We start from the raw sequence: 25,105 nt of genomic DNA on the forward strand, positions 1-25,105 counted from the left end.
CACAATTTGGGGAGCAGAAACTCACCGACCGCAAGCCCAGCATCGACTGGTAAGTCAGCTGACCGCCCCGTTGATCGCCGGCTTGGCGATCATCCCTTTCTCCACACCCCATTTCGTAGCGATGTCCTTGTACGCGCCCGTGGACATCACGTGCTCCAGCGCTTTGCGCAGCGGTTCGGCCAGTCCCGAATCTTTCTCCACCGGCCATCCGTACGGCGCGGTGTCGAACACCTCACCTGCCGGTTCCAGCGCGCCGCCGCTGCCCTTGATCGCGAAACCCGTCACCGGCGAGTCCGCCGACATCGCGTCGATCTCCCCGTTGATCAAGGCGGCGGTGAGTTCGTCCTGGCGTTGGTAAACCACGGCCTGCACCGGCGGCAGCCCCGCGGCCACACACTGATCGCTTTTGGCAGGGATCTCGATGGTTTCGTGGGTCGAGCCCGTACTCGTGCCGACCCGAAGCCCGCAGGCGGCGTTGGGGTCGATGCTGGACCCGGTTCGCTGCGCCCACAACGTACCCGCCTCGAAATACGTCACGAAGTCGACCTGTTGCTGACGCGCCAAGGTGTCTGTGAATGACGACATTCCAACGTTCACATCACCACGCTGAACGGCCGGCAAGATGTCCTCGAACGCAAACTCCCGATACTCGGGCGTCAAGCCGAGTGTCTTGCTCACCGCATTCACGAGATCCACGTCGAAGCCGACGATGTCGCCCGCCGAGTTCTTGAATTCGTTTGGCGCATACGGCACATTCACCCCGACCGTCAACCGGCCCGAGTCCTTGACCGCCGCGGGCAGCGTCGCCGCAATCGATGCAACCACGCCATCCGACGACTCCGTCGAGGAGCCGTCGTGGCGGCCGCCCCAGAAGTGCCACGCGCCAAAGACCAACGCCGCACCCAGCACGACGGCCGCCCCCAGGATCGCCAGCGTCCGCGCCGACAGCCGGCCGCCACCCGACGTCGTCATTGCACCGCCTGCCGAATGGCGTCCGGAGCCAGTCGTTCGAACCGGCGCATTCAGCGCCCTGCGCGCCGCTGCGGCCAACTCGCCCGCGGATCGATACCGTTGATTCGGTTTCTTGGCCATGCCTTTCGCGATGACCTCGTCGAAAGCGGCCAGCTTGGGATTGACGGCCGACGGCTTCGGCGGCGGCGCGCCGATGTGTTTGGCGATCTGCTCCTCGAGGCTATCCACCGGGTACGGCCGCGAACCCGTCAGGCATTCGTAGAGCACGCACGACAGCGCGTAAACATCGGAGCGCGGGTCGATTTCGCCGCCCTCAAACCGCTCGGGCGACATGTAGGCCATGGTGCCGAGCGTGCTGCCCGCCGTCGTCAGCCCCTGCTGACCGGCCGTGCGGGCCAGCCCGAAGTCGATGAGGTAGGCGAAGTCGTTCTTGGTGACCAGAATGTTCGACGGCTTCACATCGCGATGAATCAGACCCAACTCGTGCGCGGCGTCCAACGCCGCGGCCACCTGTTCGATGATCGACACCGCCAACGCCGGCCGCAGCGGCCGATTCCTGCCGTCGTCACCCTCGAGCATGGCGCTGAGGTTGCGACCCTCGATCAGCCGCATGTCCAGATAGAGTCGCTCGTCGATCTCACCAAAGCTGTGGATTGGCACCACATGCGGTTCGTTGATGCCCGCGGCGGCCTGCGATTCGCGGCGGAAGCGCTGCTGGAATATCTCGTCCTTGGCCAGGTGCGGCGGCAATACCTTGAGCGCGACAGTGCGGTCGGTTCTGGTGTCGAAGGCCTTGTAGACCTCCCCCATTCCGCCCCGGCCGATCAGCTCCTGCAGCTGATATTGCCCGAATGGTGTCGCATCCACCGCGTTTACTCCTCGGCACGCGAACCCGCGCTGATGTGTCGCTTGAAGCTACACCACGTTTGCCGAGGTTGTCCGGGGGAGCGTAAAGACAGGCTGAAGAGAACTACGTCTCGTCGGCGACCTGGTCGCGAGTTTGATGACCGGCGGGCGCGTCCGGGTCGTCGTTCTGGTGCTCCAGTTCGCCCTGCAGCTCGCGCTGTTCCTCGGTCACCTCCCTGGCATCCGCTGGATTTTTCGGTGGGTCGTTGCGCTGTTCCATGCGAAGCTCCTTACCGCGATCCGAACTGCAGGGCCGGTTCGTCGGAATCCACCCCGGCGTTGCTGAGGATGCGTAGCCGGTCGGGGCGGATTTCGTAGCGAGCCCCGTCGGCCGGGTTCGTCACGTCGTAGCCGCCGCCCGCCGGCACAGCACCGTTGAGCTGCAGGTTCACCCCGTCGCTCAGGCGTTCGCCGCGGTACTGATAGTTGCCCGGTGACGTCTCGCAGATCACCGCCTGCGACAACGCCGTCTGGATCGCCGCCACCAGCGTGTTGCCCGAGTCACAGCGGGTGGTGTGGTCGACGAAGCCCTGGCTGTCCGTTCCGGTCACACCCGCCAGACCCGCCGAGCTAGTCGTCGTGGGGGTGGTCGTGGTCGCCGACGACGTCGTGGCCGATGGCGTGACGGTCTTCGTCGTCGTGCTCGGCGACGGCGGCACCGTCAGCGAGGCCCGCGGCGTGGTAGCCGTGTCCCCACCTCCGAACGCGAGTATCGACGCCAGGATGACGGCAACCAATAACAGCCCGGCCGTAGTGGCCACCAGCGCCACCTGCGTGCGACCGAACCGCCGTTTGGGGGCTGGTGCGGGCGCGGGCCGATACTCCGGCGGTGGCGGCGGATACGGTGTGTAACCCGTTCCCGAGGGGTTTTCGTAGACCGCCGAGAACTGTCGCGTGCTGGTCGGCGGCAACGAGCGGGGCAGCGGCGGCCGGGCCGGCATTTCCGAACCCGCGGCTGCCGTCGCCGCCTTCGCCAGCTCGCTGGCGGTCGCGTACCGGTCGGCCGGTTTTTTCGCCATGCCCTTGGCGATCACCTCGTCGAATGCCCGTGTGATGCCGGACCGCATGATGCTGGGCCGCGGCGGCGGCGAGAACATGTGCGCCGACATCAGCTGTCGCAAATCCCCGCCGGTATCGAAAGGTGCCCTGCCGGTGAGACATTCGTACAGCAGACAGGTCAATGAGTAGATGTCGGCAGCTGGCCCGACGGGCCCTCCGGCAAACCGTTCGGAGGCCATATACGCACACGAGCCGATGATCAGGCCCGTGGACGTCATGCTCGCATCACCGCCGACGTGGGCGATTCCGAAGTCGACGAGGTAGGCGAAGTCATCCGGGGTCAGCAGCACGTTTTCGGGCTTGATGTCGCGGTGGACCAGCCCGTCGGCATGTGCGGCATCCAGGGCCGCCGCGACCTGCGTGATGATCGACGCCGCCCGCTTGGGCTCCAGCGGGCCGTTCACCCGCAGCTCGTCCTTCAGGCTGGCACCCTCGACCAGGCGCATGTCGATGTAGAGCGTCCCGGCGATTTCGCCGAAGTCGTGCACCGGGATGACGTGGGGTTCCTGCAGGCGTGCCGCCACCCGCGACTCACGCCGGAACCGCTCCTGATAGCTCTTGTCGGCGGCCATCTCTTTGCGCAGCATCTTCAGCGCCACCATGCGCTCTTTGACGGTGTCGTAGGCGCGATACACCTCGCCCATTCCCCCGACACCGATCAGCGAGTGCAGCTCATAGGGCCCGAATCGGGTTCCCAGCCGTGCGCCGCTTTCCGCGGAGGCCATTCGTAATCCTTTCCGTCCCTTCGCAACGTCGTACACCGACTCGGTCTGTTCGACGTGCGGCTGCAGACAGTTGTTCCCGCATCGGACAGCCGCTTAACGCATTCGTCAAACGAGTCACGCTGAACGCGGTCGTCGTTCCCCCGACAGAACGCAGTGCGAATCGGGGCCGATGCACCCCGGTAAGTCCTACGGTAGCGGCATGACAGCAGACTCGCCCGCCATCACCACCTCACATCCACCGGACAAGCTCCTCAACGCCGTCAAGCCCGTTGTGAAGTTCCTGCTCGGAAGCCCTTTGGGCGGTGGTCTACGCCATCAGATGATGGTGCTCAATTTCACGGGCAGCAAAAGCGGCCGCCAGTTCTCTCTACCGGTCAGCGCACACGTGATCGACGACACGCTCTACGCGTTGGCCAACGCGGGCTGGACGGCTAATTTCAGCGGCGGCGCCGACGCCGACGTGTTGCACGACGGCAAGACGACGAGCATGCGCGGTGAACTCATCCGCGACCCAGCAATAGTCGCCGAAATGGCACACCGCGCCGCCGAGTCCTACGGCGCAAAAAAGGCGCAACGCATGATGGGGCTGAAGTTCCGCGACGACCGTGTGCCCGGCCTTGAGGAGTTCACCGAGGTCGCGCAGCGGGAACGTATGCGCCTGATCAAGTTCACCCCGGCCTAGTAGGTCGCCGCGGCCAGCGCCAGGATCTCATCGCGATCGACCCGCAACAGATAGCCGGCGCGGATGGTCGCGTCCAGTGACTCGGCGAAGCGCTGCAAATATTCGGCCTTGCCGCCGGGATACAGCCTGCGGCGGGTGGCCTCGTCGAACGGCTCACCCGAACCGAACAGCAGCGCCAACGGGTTGTCGTGACTGCCGACACCCGAGGTGCGCCCCACCGGCACGTCGACCCACGGTGTGCGCACGCCACCTTTGACGATGCCGAGCTCATCCACGATGAACGACGGTGGCTGCGCGTCGTCGGTCTCGAGCCGCGGCGCGTGCGGTGGCGGGGTACCGCTGCGCACCCACGAGTGCAGCCCCGAGATCGCCGCCTGCAACACGTAGTGATGCTGCGGCGCGAAGTTGATGAAGTGCGGCAGCTGCTGACCCATCAATTCCTTGGTCGGCGCGTAGCCCGCGGCCAGCTGCTCGATCGGCGTCGACCCGGTGTCACTGAAACCCACCGCGATCGTGTACGCGTCAGCATGCGACGTCCCCGCGATCTCCCACGTCCGCAACAACTCACCATCGGACTGCCGCGCCATGTAGTAACCGGGCAGAATCGCACCGACGACGTCGGTTTCGGTGATCACATTCACCACCGGAACCCGCAGATCGTCGCGGAACGGCGAGGGGTCCAGGCGGTGCCCTTGCTCCAACTCGCTCAGGATCGTGGCGCCGGTCAGCGGCGCCGCACCGCCGAACCGGGAGTGCACCAGAAACCCGTCGTAGGTGCGTGCGAACCGGTCGACGTGGTTGATGTAGGACGTCAGAAACATCGCCGACTGCGACTCACCAAAGGCCACAACCACTTCCGGCGTCAGACGGCCCAGTAGTTCGGCCGGCGAATCCCGCACCAGCCGGCCGACCTGGCTGAACATGTCGAACGAATACGCATCACCGGGATGATGCAGGGGCGAATACCGTTGCGGATCCTGGGTTTTCAACGAGAAGTCGCCGACGAGGCTCTCGCCGCCCTGGATACCCACCGCCTGGGCCGAGACGCCGACGTAGGCGTAGCCCTCGCGCACGATCTCGCGGTGCGCCATCAGCCACACAGCGGGGGCGTCGACTCCACCGCTGACATTGAGCCACTCGACGATCACCGTGCCGTTGAACGAGCCGATGTCGGCCGGCGTCAGCGCCACCACCCTTGTGGTGTAGTCCGCGTCGCCCAGCGCGCCCTCGCCCGCGAACGACGACGCCGTGCCCGACACGAAGAACTCGTTGGCGGTGTAGCCGATGTCGGCGACGTCGTAGGCGCCGATGATCATGTTCGGTTTGCCGGGTACATGCGCGACGGTGGGCATGGCGATGACATTAGTCATCAGGCGATACTGGGCCGATGCCGGATCTCAACGTGTTGGGCACACCGATGGAGCCGTGCGGCACCGATCCCCTCACCGGGTTCTACCGCGACGGCTGCTGCACATCGGGAGCCGAGGACGTCGGACGTCACACCATCTGCGCGGTGATGACGGCCGAGTTTCTCGAGCACCAGAGCTTCATCGGCAACGACTTGTCCACGCCGCGACCGGAATTCCGCTTTCCCGGCCTGGCCCCCGGCGACCGCTGGTGCGTCACCGCCGCCAACTGGTTGAAGGCGTACGAGGACGGCCGCGCCGCGCCGGTGGTGATGGCGTCGACGCACGAGCGCACGCTCGAGGTTGTCCCGTTGGAGGCGCTTGCCGAGCATGCCGTCGATGTGCCCGACGATCCCGGCGACCTCTAGGGCTCACCGGCATTGACGGCGACGGGATCGCTTCGCTTTGTACATCGCGAGATCGGCGTCCCCCAGGATCTCCTCGGCGCCGCGCCGCTCGTCGCGATCGACCTCGACGATGCCGATGCTCGCACGGATGGGAACGGTCGCCTCGCCGATGTTGACCGGCCGGGCAAGCTGGGCCCAGAGTCGGCCCCGCCACTCGCAAATTTCATCCTCGGGGGCGTCGCCGAAGATGAGGACGACGAACTCGTCGCCCCCGTGCCGCGCGACGACGTCATCCGGACCCACGCACTGCCGCAGCCGCGTCGCGGCCGCCTTCAGCAGCTCGTCACCGGCTTTGTGGCCGAACATGTCGTTGGTGGCCTTGAGGTCGTCCAAGTCGAGGAACAATACCGCGCGTAACCGCCCGCCGTCTGCTGACTCCAGCGCCTCGGCGATTCTGCGCAACACGAAAGCGCGGTTGGGCAGTCCGGTCAGCGGGTCGTGGTGGGCTTGATGGTGCAAGCGGTCTCGGTCCTCGCGCTCGGCGGTGACGTCGGAGAACGACACCAGCACGTCGGGGAACGGACTTTCCCGGTTGAGCAGTCGGGCGCTCATCAGCACCCACAGTCGCTTGCCATTCGGCAGATCAACACCATAGAGCTGTCTGCTGAACGCTCCGCTGCGATAGGCGAGAGCGCGCGGGTGACGCTCCGGTGGCACCGGGGCGCCGTCGGCGTCATAAAACTGCGATCTGGTCGCCTGCTCGAAGAAATCGGCCGCCTCGCGGAGGGTCCGTAGGCCGTAGATCTGCATGGCCGCGGGGTTGAGGTATTTGAGGTTGCCGTCCATCCGCAGGATGACCACTCCCTCGTCAAGGGAGTCGACAACCGCTGCGAAAACCGATTCGCGATCGAGTTCTGACGCGATCTCCCAGGAGAAGAGCGGAAAGGTGGACTCGCCCTCCGCTTGCCGCACGTTGGGCCGCTCGTCCTGACTGTCGTTTGCTGGAAGCGGTCTTAGCACAAGGTTGTGCTTAGAATCTGTGGTAGCTACTAATGAGGGGTGCCCGCTTTCGGGAGCATGCATGGCGATACTGTAGTCGGATTCGCGCTTCATGTCGGCTTTCTGGTGGCTTCTGATCATGCAACTCACGATTGTTCCCACGCGGTTAACGTCGCCATAACGCAGGACAGGCAACTCTTAACAAATTTGCTTGCTTCATCAATTATCGTGCTCGCTATCGTGGAGTCATCAGCGTTCATCGATGGGCCGCCGCCCTGACGGTCCTATCTCTTGCGATTGCCTCCGTGGTGCAGTGCAGCCGCGCTCAACCGACTCAGCAGCCGACCACATTGACCCCACCTGCCGCCTCACGGCCCGCCCCGCCCCCCTCGACGACTTCGTCGCCGGTTATGTCGCCGGTGCCGACGCCGGCCGCGGTGCATGCGGTCACGACAGCCGAACTCGGCGCGACGTGGCGGCCCGGCTGCCCCGTCGGGCCGGAGCTGTTGCGCCGCGTCGAGGTGGACTACATCGGCTTCGACGGCCAGGCCCATCGCGGAGATCTCGTCGTTCACCAGGACGTGGTTGCCGACGTCATCGGAGTATTCGACCGGCTGCAGCAGCAGCGCTACCCGATCGCCAAGATGCAGACCGTCGACCACTATCCGGGTGCCGAGGACGAGCTGTCGATGAGAGACAACAACACCTCGGCGTTCAACTGCCGACCACTGCCCGGTTCGAACACGCCGTCATTGCACGCGTTCGGTCGGGCGATCGATGTCAACCCGCTCATCAACCCCTACATCGACAGCAGCGGCCATATCGAGCCTGCGACGGCTGGGCCCTACCTCGACCGCAGCCGCACCGATCCGGGGATGCTGCACGACGGCGACCCCGCCGTGCTGGCGTTCACCGATCTCGGTTGGCGGTGGGGCGGCGACTGGCGGACGCCGAAGGACTATCAGCACTTCGAGCGTCGCTGAGCCTTCTTCGGTGATCGACGCTAAGGCGTCGGATACATCGGCTGCGGTTCGTGGAACCGGTTGATGATCGGAATGCGCTCGATGATCTTGTCGCGCAGGCGTGGTTGGGGCTGCACCGCCGGAACCTGCGGCTGCGCGGGCGGCACGTACACCGGTGCGGGCGGCGTGTACGCCGGAGCCGGCGGCGTATAGACCGGTGCAGGAGGCACATACGCAGGGACCGGCGGGGTCGCCGCGGGAGGATCGACCTCCGGCACCGCCTCGGGCGCCGGCGGCGCCGCGGCAACCATCGTTTCGGCGATCGGCGGGGCCTGCGGTTCCGGTGCGGGCGGAAGCGCCGCGGGTTCCGCGGCAGGCGCCGCCGGCCGCGGCTGCACCTTTGGCGCAGCCAGCGCGGCCTTTGCCTCCGGCGCCACCGTGTTCTTTTTCAGTTGCTCGCCGGTGGCGTTGGCATTGGTGGTCTCCGACGGAGAGTCCGATGTCGCTTGCAGACCGAGCACGACCGAGAGCGACACCACCAGGGTGACGGCCGCGCCGACGACGACAGACGTCAGCACCGTCGTACGTGACATGTCCCGCAGGCTCAGCGGTGATCGCGAGCGCCCGTCCATGGCGTACACGGCCAGGGCCGAGGCGACCGCCGCGCCACGCGCCATGGCCATATCGGCCTCCGCCGAGGAAATCACCGGCGCCGCGGCAACCGCACCCATCGCCGACACGACCGGGACGAGATCTGCGGATCCGACGACGAAGATGGCGTCCAGCTGGCGGTCGTTGAGGTCCAGTGCTATCACACTGCTGGCCAATTCCACGTCGTCGGGCAGGTTCTGCGGATCGGCCGTCACACCCCTGCCGTTCACCACGGCGACGAGCTGGTAGTCGGGCTCGAAGACGCAGACCGCGATGCTCTGATAACCGGCAATGTCGGCGATACCGCCGGCCAGCGCCTCGGCAGCCTCGACCTCCGACACCGCGATCGCATTGGGAAGGCCGCGCGCCTGCAGCGCCTCGAGAATGTCACCTGCGACGATCTCGCCCGCAGGAGTCCACGTGACGCCGACGGCGTGCACACCGTTTTCGATGACGGCCTCGTTGGCGTCCAGCAGCACCGTCAGCAGGGCTTCAGCGTCGAACGCCAGACCCTCCACGATGTCGAGGACACCGCGATCGACCGCATCGCCGTCGCCGGCCACACCCTCGACCAGCACCCACCGCACGGCTGTCGAGGTCACCGACAGACCCAGCACCAGGTCCATTAGCTCTCCCTCTCGCCTGTCATCCAGGTCAGAGACTACCCAAGCGCTCGCTCAATGGACATCCAGCAATCTTTCGTCAACGCGCTGCGTTGAGACTGCGCTCACGGCGACATTTACTCGCACTTCGTCGCCGCCATTGCAGTCTGAATTGCGCGTGGAGCTGCCAAACCGTCCGGTTAACTAGTCCGCGTGCGCGTCGACGGACGGGACATCTCCGTTTCAGGCAGCTTGTTGCAGCCACTGACTCGCCGCACGAGCGACATTCTGCGGCTCCTGCTGGCCGCCATCTTTTTGGCCGTCGTCATCGCCAGCTCGCTCATCACTCGCTATGACTGGGTATCGCTGGAGAGCTCGATCTCCGACATCGTCGGGGTGTTGACGCCCACCCAGTCCAACCTCGTCTACCTGGCTTACGGCATCGCAATTCTTGTGCTGCCGTTCGCGATCCTCGTCGGGCTGATTGTCGGTCGGCATTGGAAGCTGCTGGGCGCCTACGCGGCGGCCGGGGTCATCGCGGTGCTCGCCCTGTCGGTGCGGCCCGACGGCATCGCCGCCCCGCGCTGGCACTTCGACGTGGCCGAGCAGCCCAAGACCTTTCTGTCGCAGTTCCTCGACGACCCGCGCTGGATCGCGATGCTCGCCGCGATGCTCACGGTGTCGGGGCCCTGGCTGCCCGCGCGGTGGCGGCATTGGTGGTGGGCGCTGCTGCTGGCGTTCGTCCCGATCCACCTGGTGGTCAGCGCGGTCGTTCCGGCCCGCTCGCTGCTCGGGCTTGCGGTGGGCTGGTTTGTCGGCGCGCTGGTGATCCTGGTGGTCGGCACTCCTGCACTCGAGGTGCCGCTCGAAGGCGCCGTGCGCGCGTTGGCCCGGCGCGGTTACCAGGTGACCGGCCTGACCGTGGTGCGGTTGGCCGGCCGCGGGTCGCTTCTCTTGTCGGCGGTCTGTACCGACGGGTCGGTCAAGGACATCGAGTTGTACAGCCCGAACCAGCGCAGCGGAGGCGCGGTCCGTCAGCTGTGGCGAAAATTCACGCTGCGTGGCGGGGAGACGGCGCCGTTTCATGCGTCGATGCGCCGTATCGTCGAGCACCGCGCGCTGATGGCGATCGCGGTCGGCGATCTCGGCGTCGCCAACACGGTGCCGCTGGCCGTGACACCGCTCGACCGCGGGTGGACGTTGTACGCGTATACGCCGGCCCGCGGCACACCGCTGGCCGATGCGACCGAGACAACGCTGGTACCGCGGATATGGGGGTCGCTGCGAATACTGCACGACCAGCACATCTCGCACGGCGACCTGCGCGCCACCGAGATCACCGTCGACGGTGAAACCGTGCTGTTCGGTGGCTTCGACCACGCCGAATACGGGGCCACCGATACGCAGATGCAATCCGACATCGCGCATCTGCTGGTGACCACGAGCGCGCTGTACGACGCGCCCACCGCCGTGCGGGCGGCGATCGGGGTATTCGGCAAGAGCGCGGTGCTGACGGCGTCGCGTCGCCTTACGAAAGCCGCTGTGCCCAAACGCATCCGGGACACCGTTCCCGATGCGCGAGGCATCCTCAACGCTACCCGGGACGAGGTGAAGCTGCAGACCGGCGCCGCCGAGATCGAAACGGAGACAGTGACGCGGTTCAACCGCAACCAGATCCTGCAGATGGTGCTGCTCGTCGCACTGGTCTACGTCGCGCTGCCGTTCATCAGCACCGTGCCGACGTTCTTCTCGGAGTTGAAGACCGCGAACTGGTGGTGGGCTCTGTTCGGGCTGGCGGTGTCTGCGCTTAAGTATCTCGGCGCGGCGGCGGCGTTATGGGCGTGCGCCGACGGCCTGGTGAGCTTCGGCAACCTCACGCTGATGCAGGTGGCGAACACGTTCGCGGCGACGACGACGCCGGCGGGCGTCGGCGGGCTGGCGTTGAGTGCACGGTTCCTGCAGAAGGGTGGACTCGGCGCGTTGCGGGCGGCCACCGCGGTGGCGCTTCAGCAATCGGTGCAGGTCGTCACCCACATCACGCTGCTGATCCTGTTCAGCGCGTTCGCCGGAGCGTCGGCAGACCTGTCCCACTTCGTTCCGTCGGCGACCATCGTGTACGTCGTCGGTGGTGCGCTGCTGGTGATGATTGCGACGTTCGTCATCGTGCCCAAGCTTCGTTTGTGGCTGACGGCGACGCTCGGGCCGCGCATCGCCGAGGTGCTGCGGGATCTTCGGGAGCTGGCCGGTGAGCCTCGACGGCTTCTGCTCATCGTTCTCGGCTGCGCGGCAACGACTCTCGGCGGTGCACTGGCACTCTGGGCGAGTATCGAAGCGTTCGGCGGCAACGCGTCGTTCGTCACGGTGACGGTGGTGACGATGATCGGCGGCACCCTTGCCTCGGCGGCGCCGACGCCGGGCGGTGTCGGCGCGGTGGAGGCGGCGCTGATCGGTGGCCTCGCGGCGTTCGGGTTGCCCGCCGGGGTCGCGGTCCCGTCGGTGCTCCTCTATCGGGTGCTCACGTGCTGGCTGCCGGTGTTCGCCGGCTGGTTTTTGATTCGCCGCCTGACCGATAAGGACATGATCTAGCCGCAGAATTGGCTGGGCCATCATCCATTTGTGCACGATGGCAGTTTCACCAAGCAATTAGCAACCGTGCGGCATAATTCGGCGGAAAATAACTAAACGAGTGATGGCCGATTCATAAGACGTTCATTAGCTGTTAGTTCTTCGAATCGCGAGCGCCACCGGGATATGTCAACATTGCGCGCGTGAAGGCACGCAATATCGCGATATTGATCGCGTCGGTCACCGGTGTGACCCCACTGAGCGCCATTCCGGCCGCATCGGCGCAGCCGTGCCCTGACGTGGAGGTCGTTTTCGCGCGCGGTACCGCAGAGGCACCCGGACTCGGCCCCACGGGCGAGGCCTTTGTCGAAGCCCTGCGTTCGCGGATCGGGTCGAAGTCGCTCGAGGTATATCCGGTCGACTATCCGGCCACCACCGAATTCCCGCGGGCGCTCGACGGTATCCGCGACGCCAGCCAGCGCGTCGAATTGCTTGCGGCGAACTGCCCTAACACCAATATCGTGCTCGGCGGCTTTTCCCAAGGCGCGGCCGTGGCGGGTTTCGTGACCGCCAACGTCATTCCCGACGGAGCACCCGAGGGCGTACCCAATCCGATGCCGCCCGATGTGGCCAAGCACGTCGCCGCTGTCACGTTGTTCGGAAAGCCCAACGACCGGTTCATGCGCGCGATCAATCAGCCGGATGTCGACGTCGGCCCGCTGTATGCGGACAAGACGCTCGAGCTGTGCGTCGACGACGACTTCGTCTGCTCGTCAGGCAGGGACTTCAACGCGCACACCCAGTACGTCGAGACCGGAAAGGTCGAGCAGGCAGCGCTGTTCACCGCCGCCAAGCTGGCGACCACGCCTCCGCCCGCGGCGACCCCACAGCCCCCGCCTCCTGCCGGTCAACCGCATCTGCCGACGCCTGCTGCCGGCCAGCCGGCAGCCACGCCGCAGCCGCCCGCCGCCTCACCGCTGTCGACGATTCCGGTCGCGCCGCCGCAGCAGCACCCGCCGCGCTCGCCCGAAACGATCCTCTCGTGTGCGGTCGAATGTCGTGTCGTCGGACCGCAGTAACTCAACCCACGCCGTTACCAGGCGTGAGGCCCTGAAATACACGCTCGGCGCTCCAATCCTCGCCGGCCTCGCCGCTACGGTCGGCCAGCCCCGAGCATCGGCTGCCAATGGCAAGCTGATCGACTTCGCCGAGCGCCTGGTGCCCGCCGATCAGGTCGCCGCAGCCGGATATGCGGGTGCGCTGGTCTATGTGTCCGAGCTGCGGCCCGGCGCCACCTTCGATTTCAAGCCCGTCACCCGCGAGTACGCGGATGCGTTGCGGGCGTTGGGGCTTCACGTTGTCAGCTGTTATCAGTACGGGAAGCCGGGCTGGCCGACGCCGTCGGATTTCACCCGCGGCTACGATGGCGGCGTCGCGGACGCCCAGACGGCCATCCGCCTGCACACGGCGGCCGGCGGCCCGGCCACGGCGCCGATCTTCTTCAGCATCGACGAGGGCATCGACGCGGGTACGTGGAAAAGCGTTGCTGTGCAATGGCTTCGCGGCATCAACTCCGTGCTGGGTGTGGAACGCACAGGCGTCTACGGTTCCGCCGGAGTCTGCGGATGGGCCATCGCTGACGGTGTCATCGGACACTCGTCCTCCCCGGGTTATCGCTGGGCGTGGCAGACCAGAGCGTGGTCGGGTGGCAAGCGCGAGCCTGCCGCCGTGCTTTACCAGAGAGTGATTGTCACCGGGGCCGACCCGGGCATCAGCCTCGGCGGAACCCACGTCGACGAGGACGACATCCTGGCCGCCGACTTCGGCCAGTGGGATTTGCCGCGCTGATCCGCTTCACGCCATAGGATCCACGCCGTGGCCACCGCGAAGACCAGGGCTACCGACGACGACCGCACGAACACGTGCCAGGTCTTGGACACAGCGCTCGGTGACGGCCAGCTCTCGATGGAGGAGCACCGCCAGCGGGTGAGCTCGGCGACCAAGGCGGTGACGCTCGCAGAGCTGCAGTCGCTCGTGTCCGACCTCCAGATTCGCAGCGCACCTGCGGCCATCCGCCCCGACTCGTCCAAGGGGATCTGGGTCGCCGCGGCGGTTGTCGTTCTGCTGGCCGCCGCGGGCATCGGCTGGGCCGTGCACGGCGGCACGGCGCCGTCGAAGAGCACGGCCAGCGCGGGTTCGCCCACCGCAGCCGCCGCCAGTCCCAAGCCCAGCACCGCCACGGCGCCGCAGCCGCCGCAGGATCTGTTGAGCCTCGGCGGCCTGACCGGCCTGCTGGCTCAGATGGGCAAGAACTTCGGTGACACATTGGGCTACCAGCTCGACATCCGCAGCGGCCGCGCCGACCTCCTACGTCCCGACGCGGTGAACGGCCACAAGACGGTTCTGTGGATCTACAGCGACGGCACATGGGCCAAGATCAAGGATGATGCGACCACACCGATCCATGCGACGGTCGGCGACTTGAGCAAGTTCGACCCACAGGCCATCGTCGGCGCGGTCCGCGATGCACCGCAGACCCTCGGCATCGTCAACGCCAGCGATGAGTGGCTGGACATTCAGTCGACACAGGACGGCAGCCTCGCGCTTCGGGTGCACGTCAGTCAGGGTGGGCAAGGGGGCGGCTACGTCGCGCTCGGGGCTGACGGTTCCGTCATTCGGATATCCGGCCCTGGGCAGTGACCGACGCGGCTAGGCTCGGCCATGTGGGCGAACCCAGTCGTACGACCGCTGAACTGATAGTCGAATGCCTGGAGAACGAGGGCGTCACGCACGTTTTCGGCATTCCCGGTGAAGAGAACATCCGATTGGTCGACGCGCTGTCGAAGTCGTCGATCGAATACGTGTTGACCCGCCACGAGCAGGGCGCCTCGTTCATGGCGGAGGTATACGGCCGCTTGACCGGGCGGGCCGGCGTCTGCTCGGCAACGCTTGGTCCGGGAGCGATCAACCTGCTGCTCGGTGTTGCGGACGCGACGACGAATTCCACGCCGGTCGTTGCGCTTTCAGCACAGGTGGGGTTGGGGCGTTTTTACAAGGAGTCCCATCAGGGGGTCGACCTGGTGTCGATGTTCGAGCCGGTGACGAAATGGGCGGCGCTCGTCGCGACGCCGTCTGCGGTGCCGGAAATGGTTCGTAAGGCGTTCAAGCTGGCACAGACGGAACGACCGGGCGCCGTCCATCTCGCCGTGCCGGAAGACGTCGAACAGGCCGAGGTCCCCGCGGAGGCGGAACCGTTGCCGGTCAACATCCCCCGGCCCGACGATCCGTCTGTCACCCAACTGGACCGCGCCGCCGAGATCCTGTGCACCGCACGCAATCCCATCCTGTTAGCCGGTCATGGCGCGGCCCGCAGCGAGGCGGCCGACGCCGTGCGACGGTTCGCCGAAGCGCTCGAAATACCGGTGGCCACCACCTTCCACGGCAAGGGTGTGATCCCCGACGATCACGAGCTCGCGCTCGGCGCCGTCGGCTTCATGCGTCATGACTACGTGAACTTCGGCTTCGACCAGGCCGATGCGATCGTCGCCGTCGGCTATGAGCTGCAGGAGTTCGATCCCGTTCGGATCAACCCGAGCGGTGACACGAAGATCATCCACATCCACCGATTCCCGGCGGAAGTGGATGCGCACTACAACGTCGCGGTCGGGCTACACGCCGACATCAGCCGCACGCTGGACGAGCTGGCACCCCGGGTGAAACGCGAGCATCCCGCGTTGTCGGGCCGCGAGAAGATCCGCCAGCTGCTCGCCGACGAGCTCGAACGCGGCCGCGAGGACTCTCGGTTCCCGCTGACGCCGGCGCGTATTGTCGCCGACACACGAACGGCGTTGCAGCGCAACGACATTGCTCTTGTCGACACAGGTGCCCTCAAGATGTGGATGGCCAGGCTCTATCCCACGTACGAACCGAACACGTGCTTGATCTCCAATGGGCTCTCGACGATGGCGTGGACGCTGCCCGGTGCCATCGGCGCGAAGATCGCTCGGCCCGAGGCGAAGGTGCTCGTGGCCACCGGCGACGGTGCGTTCCTAATGAACTCGCAGGAGATCGAGACCGCGATGCGGCGCGAGATCCCGATGGTGATCCTGATCTGGAACGACAACTCTTACGGCTTGATCGGCTGGAAGATGGATCTCGAGATCGGCCACAACGTCGATACCCGATTCAGCAACCCTGACTTTGTCGCCTACGCCGAGAGCTTCGGCGCCAAGGGGTATCGCATCGGATCTCCCGACGAACTGCTACCGACGCTGCAAACCGCGCTCGAGGACGACACCGTCAGCGTCATCGACTGCCCGGTGGACTATTCGGTCAACGGTGATCTCATCGACGCACTGGGCGAGTTGGACGAATCGCTGTCCTGACGCGCCCGTAACACTGCTTTTCAGTCGAATAGCTGGCGTTCCAATGCAGCACTGCGCCGAATTGACCGATCCATGCATTTACCGCTGTGACCTGCGGGAATGGTCCTGAAAGCAATCGATTCAATCCAGCACTGGCGAAGTCCTTGACAATTGATCGACAAAATTCTCGGCCCAGCGTGATTCGCAGCGGATGAATGGCTATACCCATTCCAGCGCAGTGGCGTGCATCACAACGGGGAGATTTCAATGGGTATCGGAATAACGATCGAGGGATTAACAAAGTCCTTCGGGAGCACAACGGTCTGGGAGGACGTGACGTTCGAGCTCCCGCCGGGCGAGGTCAGCGGTTTGATCGGCCCGTCGGGTACCGGTAAGTCGGTGTTCTTGAAGTCGCTGATCGGGCTGCTGCGCCCCGAGCGCGGCAAGATCATCGTCGACGGCACCAACATCATCGAGTGCTCGGCCAAGGAGCTCTACGAGATCCGCACACTGTTCGGGGTGATGTTCCAGGACGGCGCCCTGTTCGGGTCGATGAGCCTGTATGACAACACCGCTTTCCCGTTGCGGGAGCACACGAAGAAAAAGGAAAGCGAAATCCGCAACATCGTCATGGAGAAGCTCGAGCTGGTCGGTCTGGCCGGTGATGAGAACAAGTTTCCCGGCGAAATCTCCGGCGGTATGCGCAAGCGTGCGGGTCTGGCCCGCTCGCTGGTGCTCGACCCGCAGATCATCCTCTGCGACGAGCCGGACTCCGGTCTGGACCCGGTGCGCACCGCCTATCTGAGCCAGTTGTTGATCGACATCAACGCCCAGATCGATTGCACGATCTTGATCGTGACGCACAACATCAACGTCGCCCGCACGGTGCCCGACAACATCGGCATGTTGTTCCGCAAGCATCTGGTGATGTTCGGTCCGCGTGAGGTCTTGTTGACCAGTGATGAGCCGGTGGTGCGGCAGTTCCTCAACGGTCGCCGCATCGGCCCGATCGGTATGTCGGAGGAGAAGGACGAGTCGCAGATGGCCGAAGAGCAGGCCATGGTCGACGCCGGCCACCACCACGGCGGCGTCGACGAGGTAGAGGGCGTGCCGCCGCAGATCACCGCGACCCCGGGCATGCCGGAGCGCGCCGCGGTCGAGCGCAGGCGTGCCCGGGTGCGCGAGATCATGCACACGTTGCCGCCGAATGCGCAGGAAGCCATCCGCGAGGACCTCGAAAACACCGACAGCAACTCCGACGACTACGACGGGAGTTCGCATCGCCGCCACCACGACCGCGAGGAGTCCGACACCGAAGCGATTCCTGCCGCGCGGGAGCGCTGAGGAGTCGCCGATGAGTTTCAACTTCGCGTCGACCCTTCGGGAATCCTCACGGGCCCATCCCCAGAAGGCGCTCTGCCAGCTCGGCGCTCATACCGTTACCTACGCTCAGGTCGACGAGATCTCGGGCCGCGTCGCCAGTAGCCTGCGCGCCCTCGGTGTTGGGCGCGGCGACAAGGTGGCGGTGCAATTGCCGGACGGGCCCCACCTGTTGTTCTCCTACTTCGGCGTCCTCAAAGCCGGTGCGGTGCTGGTGCCGTTGAGCCCGTCGCTGCTCGCACCTGACCTCTGTTATCAGCTGATCGTTTCCAGTGCGCGGCTGCTGGTCACCTCTGAGGACTTGGCGCAGGAGGCAGTTCGCGGCACGGCGGAAATCGACGGGCTGCAGACATATGTGGCGATGGCGCCGGTCGACGCCGAGCTCCCCGCGGGCACACGTCATTTCGACGAGCTGTACTTCACGCCGGACATGGGTGACATCGAGCCTACCGACGCTGACGACACCGCGGTCGTCGTCTACTCCAACGCCGCCGCTGGCCAACCGGAGGGATCTGAGTTGACGCACTCTGAGCTGTCCGCCAGCTGCAGCGATGCACGCGAGCTGTTCGGTTTCGCCTGAGCTCGCCGGCCCGGCACTCAGGCTCTTCGGTACGGGGCGCGATGGGCTGGTGAGGTGACTTCCGCCAACTGGGCCCGATTCGGTATCGGCAAGGTGACTGCGTCCCCCTCCAGGGTGAACGGCTGCCCGTGGTGTGTGAGGTGCACTGAGTCGCCCGCTACGAGTCGGTAGGTGGCTTCTCGAGCGGTCAGCTCTACCGCTATGCAACGGTCGCGCCAGAGGATTCTGAACTTGAGGCGGCTCAGCGCATCCGGGAGTGCGGGCGCGAACGCCAGCTCACTTCTCCGGCAACGCATTCCACCGAACCCTGCCACGCAGACCATCCAAGTGCCGGCCAGCGCGGCAATGTGCAAGCCACTGGACACGTTGTCGTGCAGGTTGTGCAGATCGACGAATACGGTCTCGGCCAGGTAGTCGTAGGCGAGCTGCAGGTGGCCGACCTCGGCAGCCAAAACTCCTTGCGCACAAGCCGACAACGATGAATCTCGCACGGTGAGCGCTTCGTAATATTCGAAGTTGCGAGCCTTCTCTTCCGCGGTGAAGGCGTCGCCCCGCAGGTACATCGCCAGGGTGAGGTCGGCCTGCTTGACCACTTGGGTGCGATAGAGCTCGAAATACGGGTAATGCAGCAGGAGAGGATAAGCGGTGGGTGGCGTCGCCGCATAGTTCCAGTGAGCTAGCCGGGTGAAGCTTTCCGACTGCTCATGCACTTTCAAGTCGTCGCTATAGGGCACCACCATGTGCGAAGCGGCACCACGCCATCCCGCGGTTTCTTCGGCACTCACGCCAAGGCGACTGGCGACCTCCGGACGACGTTCACATGCGTCGGCGGCTTCGGTCAAATTGTGCTGCGCCATCAAGTTGGTGAACAGGTTATTGTCCACCAGCGCGGTGTATTCGTCGGGGCCGGTGACGCCGTCGATGCGGAATTGTCCAGTAGAATCGTGATGGCCGACGCTCATCCACAACCGCGCCGTTTCGACCAACAGTTCAACGCCGTACTCGTTTTCGAATTGTTCGTCGCGGGTCGCCGCGATGTATTGCGCTGTGGCATAAGCGATGTCGGCCGTCACATGGACTGCTGCCGTCCCAGCCGGCCAGTAACCGGAACATTCGTCACCGTTGATCGTCCGCCAGGCAAACATTGCTCCGCTATGAGCGAGTTCACGAGCGCGTCGTTTGGCCTTCTCCAGGGTGGAATGTCGCCAGCGCAGTGCGGCCGCTGCCGCGTCCGGCATCGTATGGGTCAGCACGGGCAGCACGAAGATCTCGGTATCCCAGAATGCGTGGCCGCCGTAGCCCGTCCCAGTCAGGCCCTTGGCTGATATGGGTCGGTTCTCGCCGCGAGCGCCGGCCTGAAGAACTTGGAATAGCGCGAATCGGATCGCCTGCTGAAGTTCTGGATCGCCTTCGATCTCGATATCGGCGTGGGACCAGAACTCGTCAAGGTAGTAACGCTGGCCTGACAGCAGACCGACCCAACCCGTCTGTTTGGCCTGCGCTAGCGCAGCATCCACCTGCGCCCGCAAAGCCGGCGTCGAGCGCCTGCTCGACCATCCGTAGGCAATGAATTTTGTCAGCCGCAGTGTTTCGCCCTTGGCGAGGTCGACCGCAACAGTCAGGCGCGCCAGGTCTTCCTCGGCGTGCACGTCACACACATTGCCCAACCCATCCTCGATCTGGTGATCCATTCCGGCAGCGACACGCAGTCCCGACTGCCTGGTGTGATGAACCAACACTGCTGAGTTGTCCTTTGCCGCAGCAAATTCCGCGACCAGCGGACGATCCAACGCGGCGGCCAGACGCGGATCGTTGCTATTGATGACCACCTCCTCGTTCGCCAGCAGATCGGATTGGATCACCAGCTCCAACCGGGAATCCAGCGGCTCGACTTCGTAGCGGATCGCAGCCACGGCGCGCTGGGTGAACGAGACTAGGCGCTCCGATCTGATCCGCACGCACCGCCCCGTCTGCGACGCCCAAACCGTATTCCGGCGCAGCGTTCCGGTGCGGAAATCCAGGATGTGTTCGTGTTCGATCACGCTGCCGTAGCGCATGTCCATCGGCGCATCCTGAACGAACAGTTGGATGATCTTTCCGTCGGTCACATTGACGATGGTCTGTCCATCCTCGGGATAGCCATATCCACCTTCGGCATAGGGCAATTCGTGATGCTCGTACAACCCGTTCAGGTACGTGCCGGGCGTACCCACCGGCTCACCCTCGTCAAGGTTTCCGCGTAAGCCGATGTGGCCGTTGGACAAGGCGAAGATCGATTCGACGTCAGCCAGCGCGTCAAGATCGAAGCGGCTCCACCGTAGTTCCCAAGGGTCGATCTGAAACTTCGGACGGGCTGCCATGGCGCCATTATCGCCAAACGCCGGCGATCAAATGGCCTGTTTGAAGTCGGCTCGCTGTGCCGTGACGCCCGTTCGTGAATTCGCGGGCGGGTCGGGGTCATCGCCGCAATAATCGACATCATCGTGCATCACGCCGAACTGAACGCCCCCAGGATCGCCGAGGGCCGGAACCAAGACGGTATCCGGCCGGTTCTGCCAGAAACACTGTCGCCGCCCGATCGTTCTGCGGGCAACTTACCTCGGCACTGGTCAACGCCCGTGTTCAGCACAGGTGAACCGATCACATGTCCGATGCCACACTGAGCCTGGTGATCGTCGGCGTCGCCGTCGTGTTGTTCATCTGGAACAGACTTCCGGTCGAGGTGGTCGCGATCGGTGTCGCGTTGATCCTGTATTTCACTGGCCTGGTCGATGCGAGGACACTCTTCAGCGGGTTCGGCGACGCGGTGATTGTGTTCATCGCGTCGCTTTTCGTCGTCAGCGAGGGCCTGGAGGCCTCGGGGGTCACCGCCTGGATCAGCGCGACGCTGGCCCGATTGGCAGGACGGACCTACACCCGGTTGATTGTCACCGTGTTGGCACTCGGCGCAGTGATCAGCGCGGTGATCACGGTCAACGGTGCGGCCGCGGCGCTGGTTCCGGTAACGGTGACGGTGGCCCGACGCGCCCACGTGATGCCGTCAAAGGTCTTGATTCCGTTGGCTTTCGGCTGCAGCGCGGGAGCGCTGCTCACCCTCGGCGGCAGCCCCGTCAATGTCATCGTCTACGACGCCTCACGCGACAGTGGTGGGCCCGGGTTCAACTATTTCGAGTTCGCTCTCGTCGGTGTACCACTGGTGCTGGTGACGATAGCGGTGGCTGTGATTTTCGGGCGCCGGCTTCTGCCCGAACGGACGTCGAGCACCCTTTCGACCGACTTCAGTGATTACCTGCCGCGCATCATCGAGCATTGGGGGCTGGACCGCAGCCTCTTCCGACTGACGGTTGGCGAGCGGTCGGAGGCGGCCAAGGTGACCGCGCGCGAGTTGGTCCGCTGGCACAGCCAAGGCGACAAGCTGACCCTGGTGGCCACCCAAACACGCACGGGCCAGATCGCCGACGACCGTCATCGGCTCGAACCCGGAGACGTGCTCGTCATCGAGGGCGACGACGCCCTTGTCGCCGCGTTCGCCGACCGTGCTGGGTGCACGGTCGATGGCGTGGCCACCCGGTCCCACGACAACCTGGTGAGCGGTGACGCCGGACTCGCCGAGTTGATGATTCCGCCGAGATCGGAGTGGTTGGGAGAGAGGGTGTTTCCCGGCCTTGCCGTCGACGGCGTCACTGTTCTGTCGGTGCACCGAATGAACGCCGACGTGGGTGCGCGTGTCGTCGAGTGCACGCAGGGCGACACCATGCTCGTCCGTGGACCGTGGTCCGCGATCGACAAATTGGTGGCTTCCGGCATGCTCGTTGTCGATTCGACAGAAGCCGTCCGGCGCCAGGCGGTTCAACTCAGCCGCTCGGCGCCCCGCGCGCTGTCTGTGCTCGCGGCATTGATCGGTTTGCTCGCCGTCGGGGTCGTGACGCCGGCGGTGGCCGGCCTTCTGGCCGCACTGGCGATGGTGATGCTGCGGGTGGTGCGGCCGGAGCAGGCTTATCGAGCGATCCCCTGGCAGACGATCATCCTCATCGGTGCGCTGATCCCGTTGTCCACGGCGATCCAGACCAGCGGTGCCGCCGACGAGATCGCCGCACCGATCGTTGATCTGGTCCGGGACCGCAGCCCGTATCTGCTCCTCATTGCGCTGTTCACGCTGACCGCGATACTCGGTCAGTTCATCTCGAACGTCGCCACCGTGTTGGTGGTGATCCCGATCGCGGTGACGGCTGCCACCGACAGTGGCATCTCGGTGCAGGCGGTGCTGATGCTCGTGGCGTTGGCGGGGGCAGCATCATTGCTGACCCCTATTGCCACACCAGCCAACATGATCATGCTCAACCCCGGCGGCTACCGCTTCGGTGACTATTGGCGCCTCGGCATTGTCATGATGGCGGCGTGGTTCGCCGTTGCGATGCTGGTGATTCCGTTCTTCTGGCCGCTTCGGTAGGACGACCGGTGTCGCGGATCGATTTCGGCGGTTCGACGATTTTCCGGTGATCCATGCCATGTGGCGCCGCGAGGTCGACTATGGAGTAATGCCCGTGTCATCAAAGGAATCGTCGAACAAGGTCAGCATCGTCGGTATCGGCAGCGTGGGCACCGCCATCGCCTATGCCTGCCTGATCCGAGGGTCTGCCGGAGCGCTCGCGCTGTATGACACCAATGGCAAGAAGGTCCGCGCCGAGCTGCTCGACCTCAATCACGGCAGCCAATTCGTTCCCCACTGTCCGATCTCGGGCTCCGACGACATCGGAGTCACCGCCGGCTCGCGGATCGTCATCGTCACTGCCGGTGCCAAACAGCACGAAGGCCAGACCCGATTGGATCTGGCGACCAGCAATGTGGCAATGGCCCAGTCGCTAACGCCACAGCTGGTCGAGCAGTCACCTGATGCGATCATCGTGTTCGTCACCAACCCGGTCGACGTCGTCACGTATGCGGCCGTTCGTTCGGTGGATCGCGAGCCGACACGGATTTTCGGGTCAGGAACGGTGTTGGACTCCAGCAGGTTTCGTTACCTCATCGCTGAGCGCGCCGATCTGGCCGTCGCCAACGTGCACGGTTTCATCGTCGGCGAGCATGGCGACTCGCAGATCTCACTGTGGTCGAGTGTGTCGATCGGTGGAGTGCCGGCCGAACAGTTTCGCATCGACGGTGCCGCGGTGTTCGACGAAGCTACGCGCGCCCAGATCTCTGCAGATGTCGTCAACGCCGCCTACGAGGTGATCGCCGGCAAGGGCGCAACCAACCTCGCCATCGGGTTGTCGACAGCACGGATCATCGAGGCGATCTTGGGCGACCAGCACCGAGTGCTGCCGGTGTCCGCGGTGCAGAACGGGACGTACGAGATCAACGATGTGTGCCTGTCATTGCCGACGGTGGTGTCGGCCACCGGTGCCGGACAGGTGCTCGAGGTGCCGCTGTCGGTGTCCGAACTGTTGGGCCTGCAGGCGTCGGCGACGACCCTGAAGCAGGCCCAAGGGTCGCTCGGTCTGTGATTACTTCGCGCGTGAATGGAGGCGAGGATCGACAAACGACGTAGCGGTCTCCGCGATCTCGACGCGCTGATCGACGCCACGCCCGCGACGCGCGATCGGGTCGTCGACTTCCTGCGCACGGCGAGCATCTGCGTGGTCGTGCTATGGCATTGGACCCTGTCGATCACGCATTGGGACGCCGGCCACGCGCTCGTCATGCCTAATCCCATCGGCTACGTGCCGGGCAAATGGGCGTTGACGTGGGTGCTGCAGGTGATGCCCGTCTTCTTCTTCGTCGGCGGCTACGCCAACCTCGCCGGCTGGGAGGCGGTCAGGCGTAACGGAGCTGGTGCGGCCAGCTTCCTCGGGGCGCGGATGCGACGCCTGCTGACGCCACTTGTTCCCTTTCTCGCGGTCTGGCTGGTCTTCGATGTGGTGGTACAGGCCACGGGTCGGCGGAGCGTGCTCGACTGGGGAATTGTCGTGTTCGTCCCCCTGTGGTTCATCGGCGTCTACGCCGGAGTCGTCGGCGCCGTGCCGCTCACGGCTCGCCTTCACCGAGCGTGGGGCTGGCGGATACTGGTCCTCCTTGCCGTGGCGATCCTCACTGCGGACGTGCTCCGGCTCGGCTTGAGATGGGGCTGGCCCGTACCGGGGCTGGTCGGCTCGGCGTGCGTGTGGCTGTTCTGCCACCAGCTCGGCTACTTCTGGCGGGACGGCACGCTGGCGAAGGGCGGCCGGCCGGTGGCCGCCGCAGTGGCCGGGGCGGGGTTCATCGGGCTGGTCCTCCTCACCACTTTCGGGCCCTATTCGCGGTCGATGGTCGCCGTCCAGGGCGAGGACACCAGCAACATGTTCCCGACCACCGCGCCGATCGCAGCGTTGGCCACCTTCCAGCTCGGGCTGGTAATGCTCATCCGTCCGCGGCTCAACGCCTGGCTACAGCGTCGCCGACCATGGCGAGCCGTGGTGGCTGCCAACGGCGTGACCATGCCCGTGTTCACGTGGCACATGACCGCGCTCGTGGTGTTCCTATGGCTCTACGAACGAGCAGGATTCACGTTGTTCAGTTCGCCGACCGCGACGTGGTGGTTGACCCGGCCGGTCTGGATCGTGGGTCCCGGTTTGGTGCTCGCCGGCATCCTCGCCGTGCTGTTCGGGGGTCGGGCCGTCGGCCTGCGATGGCGGCACCGCAAAGAAAGAAGAACCGGATGATCGTCCTTCGCGAGTTCATGCCCGTCATCGAGGAAGGACTGGCGACGGCGAGGTCAGGATCGTCGAGGCCATCGCGACGGAGTACGAGGGTTTCGGCCGCGGCTGGGTCGCCCCCGTTATTCGCGCCTTCGCCTGGATGATTCCGGGTGAGGTAGCGGTGTTCGGCCTCGATGAACTCGAACGGGCGAAAGAGTGGGCAGCAGGCTGACT

20 protein-coding genes and 1 pseudogene are annotated in these 25,105 nt (G+C 65.1%); 14 read left to right on the forward strand and 7 right to left on the reverse strand.

What is annotated here, in order from left to right; translation table 11 throughout:
• Nucleotides 1-54 precede the first annotated feature (54 nt).
• The 3 genes from A5651_RS03355 to A5651_RS03360 all read right to left on the reverse strand — a co-directional run bounded on the left by A5651_RS03355 (nt 55) and on the right by A5651_RS03360 (nt 3,662).
• On the reverse strand, nt 55-1,839 hold the full coding sequence (locus A5651_RS03355) for a bifunctional serine/threonine-protein kinase/transporter substrate-binding domain-containing protein (protein ID WP_066975555.1): 1,785 nt from the start codon (nt 1,837-1,839) through the stop codon (nt 55-57).
• Between the two features lie 103 nt (nt 1,840-1,942).
• The gene (locus A5651_RS25630; protein WP_197496524.1) at nt 1,943-2,098 is read right to left on the reverse strand and encodes a hypothetical protein; all 156 of its coding nucleotides are present in this window, start codon (nt 2,096-2,098) and stop codon (nt 1,943-1,945) included.
• 10 nt (nt 2,099-2,108) lie between these two features.
• The gene (locus A5651_RS03360) at nt 2,109-3,662 is read right to left on the reverse strand and encodes a serine/threonine-protein kinase (RefSeq protein WP_066975557.1); all 1,554 of its coding nucleotides are present in this window, start codon (nt 3,660-3,662) and stop codon (nt 2,109-2,111) included.
• Nucleotides 3,663-3,861: 199 nt separating this feature from the next.
• On the opposite strand from A5651_RS03360, the gene A5651_RS03365 reads away from it, so the two are divergent.
• Entirely contained in the window at nt 3,862-4,344 is a 483-nt protein-coding gene (locus A5651_RS03365) for a hypothetical protein (RefSeq protein ID WP_066975630.1), read from the forward strand.
• Here the strand turns inward: A5651_RS03365 and A5651_RS03370 are convergent.
• Nucleotides 4,341-5,714 (reverse strand): alpha/beta hydrolase domain-containing protein, encoded by a 1,374-nt coding sequence (locus tag A5651_RS03370; protein ID WP_066975559.1) that lies wholly within the window; start codon nt 5,712-5,714, stop codon nt 4,341-4,343. The genes A5651_RS03365 and A5651_RS03370 overlap by 4 nt on opposite strands.
• Before the next feature lie 17 nt (nt 5,715-5,731).
• Between A5651_RS03370 and A5651_RS03375 the strand changes: the two genes are divergently transcribed.
• Entirely contained in the window at nt 5,732-6,118 is a 387-nt protein-coding gene (locus A5651_RS03375; protein WP_066975561.1) for a DUF2237 family protein, read from the forward strand.
• Nucleotides 6,119-6,121: 3 nt separating this feature from the next.
• On the opposite strand, the gene A5651_RS03380 is transcribed toward A5651_RS03375, so the two are convergent.
• The gene (locus A5651_RS03380) at nt 6,122-7,069 is read right to left on the reverse strand and encodes a GGDEF domain-containing protein (RefSeq protein ID WP_066975563.1); all 948 of its coding nucleotides are present in this window, start codon (nt 7,067-7,069) and stop codon (nt 6,122-6,124) included.
• A gap of 437 nt (nt 7,070-7,506) precedes the next feature.
• Between A5651_RS03380 and A5651_RS03385 the strand changes: the two genes are divergently transcribed.
• The gene (locus A5651_RS03385) at nt 7,507-8,079 is read left to right on the forward strand and encodes a M15 family metallopeptidase (RefSeq protein ID WP_197496525.1); all 573 of its coding nucleotides are present in this window, start codon (nt 7,507-7,509) and stop codon (nt 8,077-8,079) included.
• A gap of 20 nt (nt 8,080-8,099) precedes the next feature.
• Here A5651_RS03385 and A5651_RS03390 read toward each other — a convergent pair whose 3' ends face one another.
• Entirely contained in the window at nt 8,100-9,335 is a 1,236-nt protein-coding gene (locus A5651_RS03390) for a hypothetical protein (protein WP_066975566.1), read from the reverse strand.
• Between the two features lie 189 nt (nt 9,336-9,524).
• On the opposite strand from A5651_RS03390, the gene A5651_RS03395 reads away from it, so the two are divergent.
• From A5651_RS03395 to A5651_RS03425, 7 genes are all read left to right on the forward strand, one after another.
• Nucleotides 9,525-11,897 carry a lysylphosphatidylglycerol synthase transmembrane domain-containing protein gene (locus A5651_RS03395; RefSeq protein WP_066975568.1) on the forward strand — a complete coding sequence of 791 codons (2,373 nt, stop codon included), beginning with the start codon at nt 9,525-9,527 and terminating at the stop codon, nt 11,895-11,897.
• Between the two features lie 182 nt (nt 11,898-12,079).
• Nucleotides 12,080-12,955, forward strand: a complete 876-nt coding sequence (locus tag A5651_RS03400) for a cutinase family protein (RefSeq protein WP_066975570.1) — start codon at nt 12,080-12,082, stop codon at nt 12,953-12,955.
• Complete coding sequence (locus A5651_RS03405) at nt 12,921-13,724, forward strand: DUF1906 domain-containing protein (RefSeq protein WP_066975572.1); 804 nt, start codon at nt 12,921-12,923, stop codon at nt 13,722-13,724. The genes A5651_RS03400 and A5651_RS03405 overlap by 35 nt, the downstream gene beginning before the upstream one ends.
• Before the next feature lie 27 nt (nt 13,725-13,751).
• Nucleotides 13,752-14,576: a DUF1707 domain-containing protein gene (locus A5651_RS03410; RefSeq protein WP_082943565.1), complete on the forward strand. Its 825-nt coding sequence runs from the start codon at nt 13,752-13,754 to the stop codon at nt 14,574-14,576.
• 56 nt (nt 14,577-14,632) lie between these two features.
• Nucleotides 14,633-16,261: an acetolactate synthase large subunit gene (locus A5651_RS03415; protein WP_197496528.1), complete on the forward strand. Its 1,629-nt coding sequence runs from the start codon at nt 14,633-14,635 to the stop codon at nt 16,259-16,261.
• Between the two features lie 246 nt (nt 16,262-16,507).
• Nucleotides 16,508-17,584, forward strand: a complete 1,077-nt coding sequence (locus tag A5651_RS03420) for an ABC transporter ATP-binding protein (protein ID WP_066975576.1) — start codon at nt 16,508-16,510, stop codon at nt 17,582-17,584.
• A 10-nt stretch (nt 17,585-17,594) separates the two neighbouring features.
• Nucleotides 17,595-18,200, forward strand: a complete 606-nt coding sequence (locus tag A5651_RS03425) for an AMP-binding protein (RefSeq protein WP_066975578.1) — start codon at nt 17,595-17,597, stop codon at nt 18,198-18,200.
• Nucleotides 18,201-18,217: 17 nt separating this feature from the next.
• Here the strand turns inward: A5651_RS03425 and A5651_RS03430 are convergent, their stop codons facing one another.
• Complete coding sequence (locus tag A5651_RS03430) at nt 18,218-20,560, reverse strand: glycoside hydrolase family 65 protein (RefSeq protein ID WP_066975580.1); 2,343 nt, start codon at nt 20,558-20,560, stop codon at nt 18,218-18,220.
• Between the two features lie 284 nt (nt 20,561-20,844).
• Here A5651_RS03430 and A5651_RS03435 point away from each other — a divergent pair, with 284 nt between their 5' ends.
• The 4 genes and pseudogenes from A5651_RS03435 to A5651_RS25870 all read left to right on the forward strand — a co-directional run.
• Entirely contained in the window at nt 20,845-22,650 is a 1,806-nt protein-coding gene (locus A5651_RS03435) for an SLC13 family permease (RefSeq protein WP_066975582.1), read from the forward strand.
• An 88-nt stretch (nt 22,651-22,738) separates the two neighbouring features.
• Complete coding sequence (locus A5651_RS03440; RefSeq protein ID WP_066975633.1) at nt 22,739-23,701, forward strand: L-lactate dehydrogenase; 963 nt, start codon at nt 22,739-22,741, stop codon at nt 23,699-23,701.
• A gap of 15 nt (nt 23,702-23,716) precedes the next feature.
• Nucleotides 23,717-24,895, forward strand: a complete 1,179-nt coding sequence (locus tag A5651_RS03445; protein WP_082943566.1) for an acyltransferase — start codon at nt 23,717-23,719, stop codon at nt 24,893-24,895.
• Between the two features lie 5 nt (nt 24,896-24,900).
• Nucleotides 24,901-25,103: pseudogene (locus tag A5651_RS25870) on the forward strand (STAS/SEC14 domain-containing protein); the annotation flags it as partial.
• Between the last annotated feature and the right edge of the window lie 2 nt (nt 25,104-25,105).

It is taken from the genome of Mycobacterium sp. 1274761.0 (assembly GCF_001668615.1).
Classification (GTDB): domain Bacteria; phylum Actinomycetota; class Actinomycetes; order Mycobacteriales; family Mycobacteriaceae; genus Mycobacterium.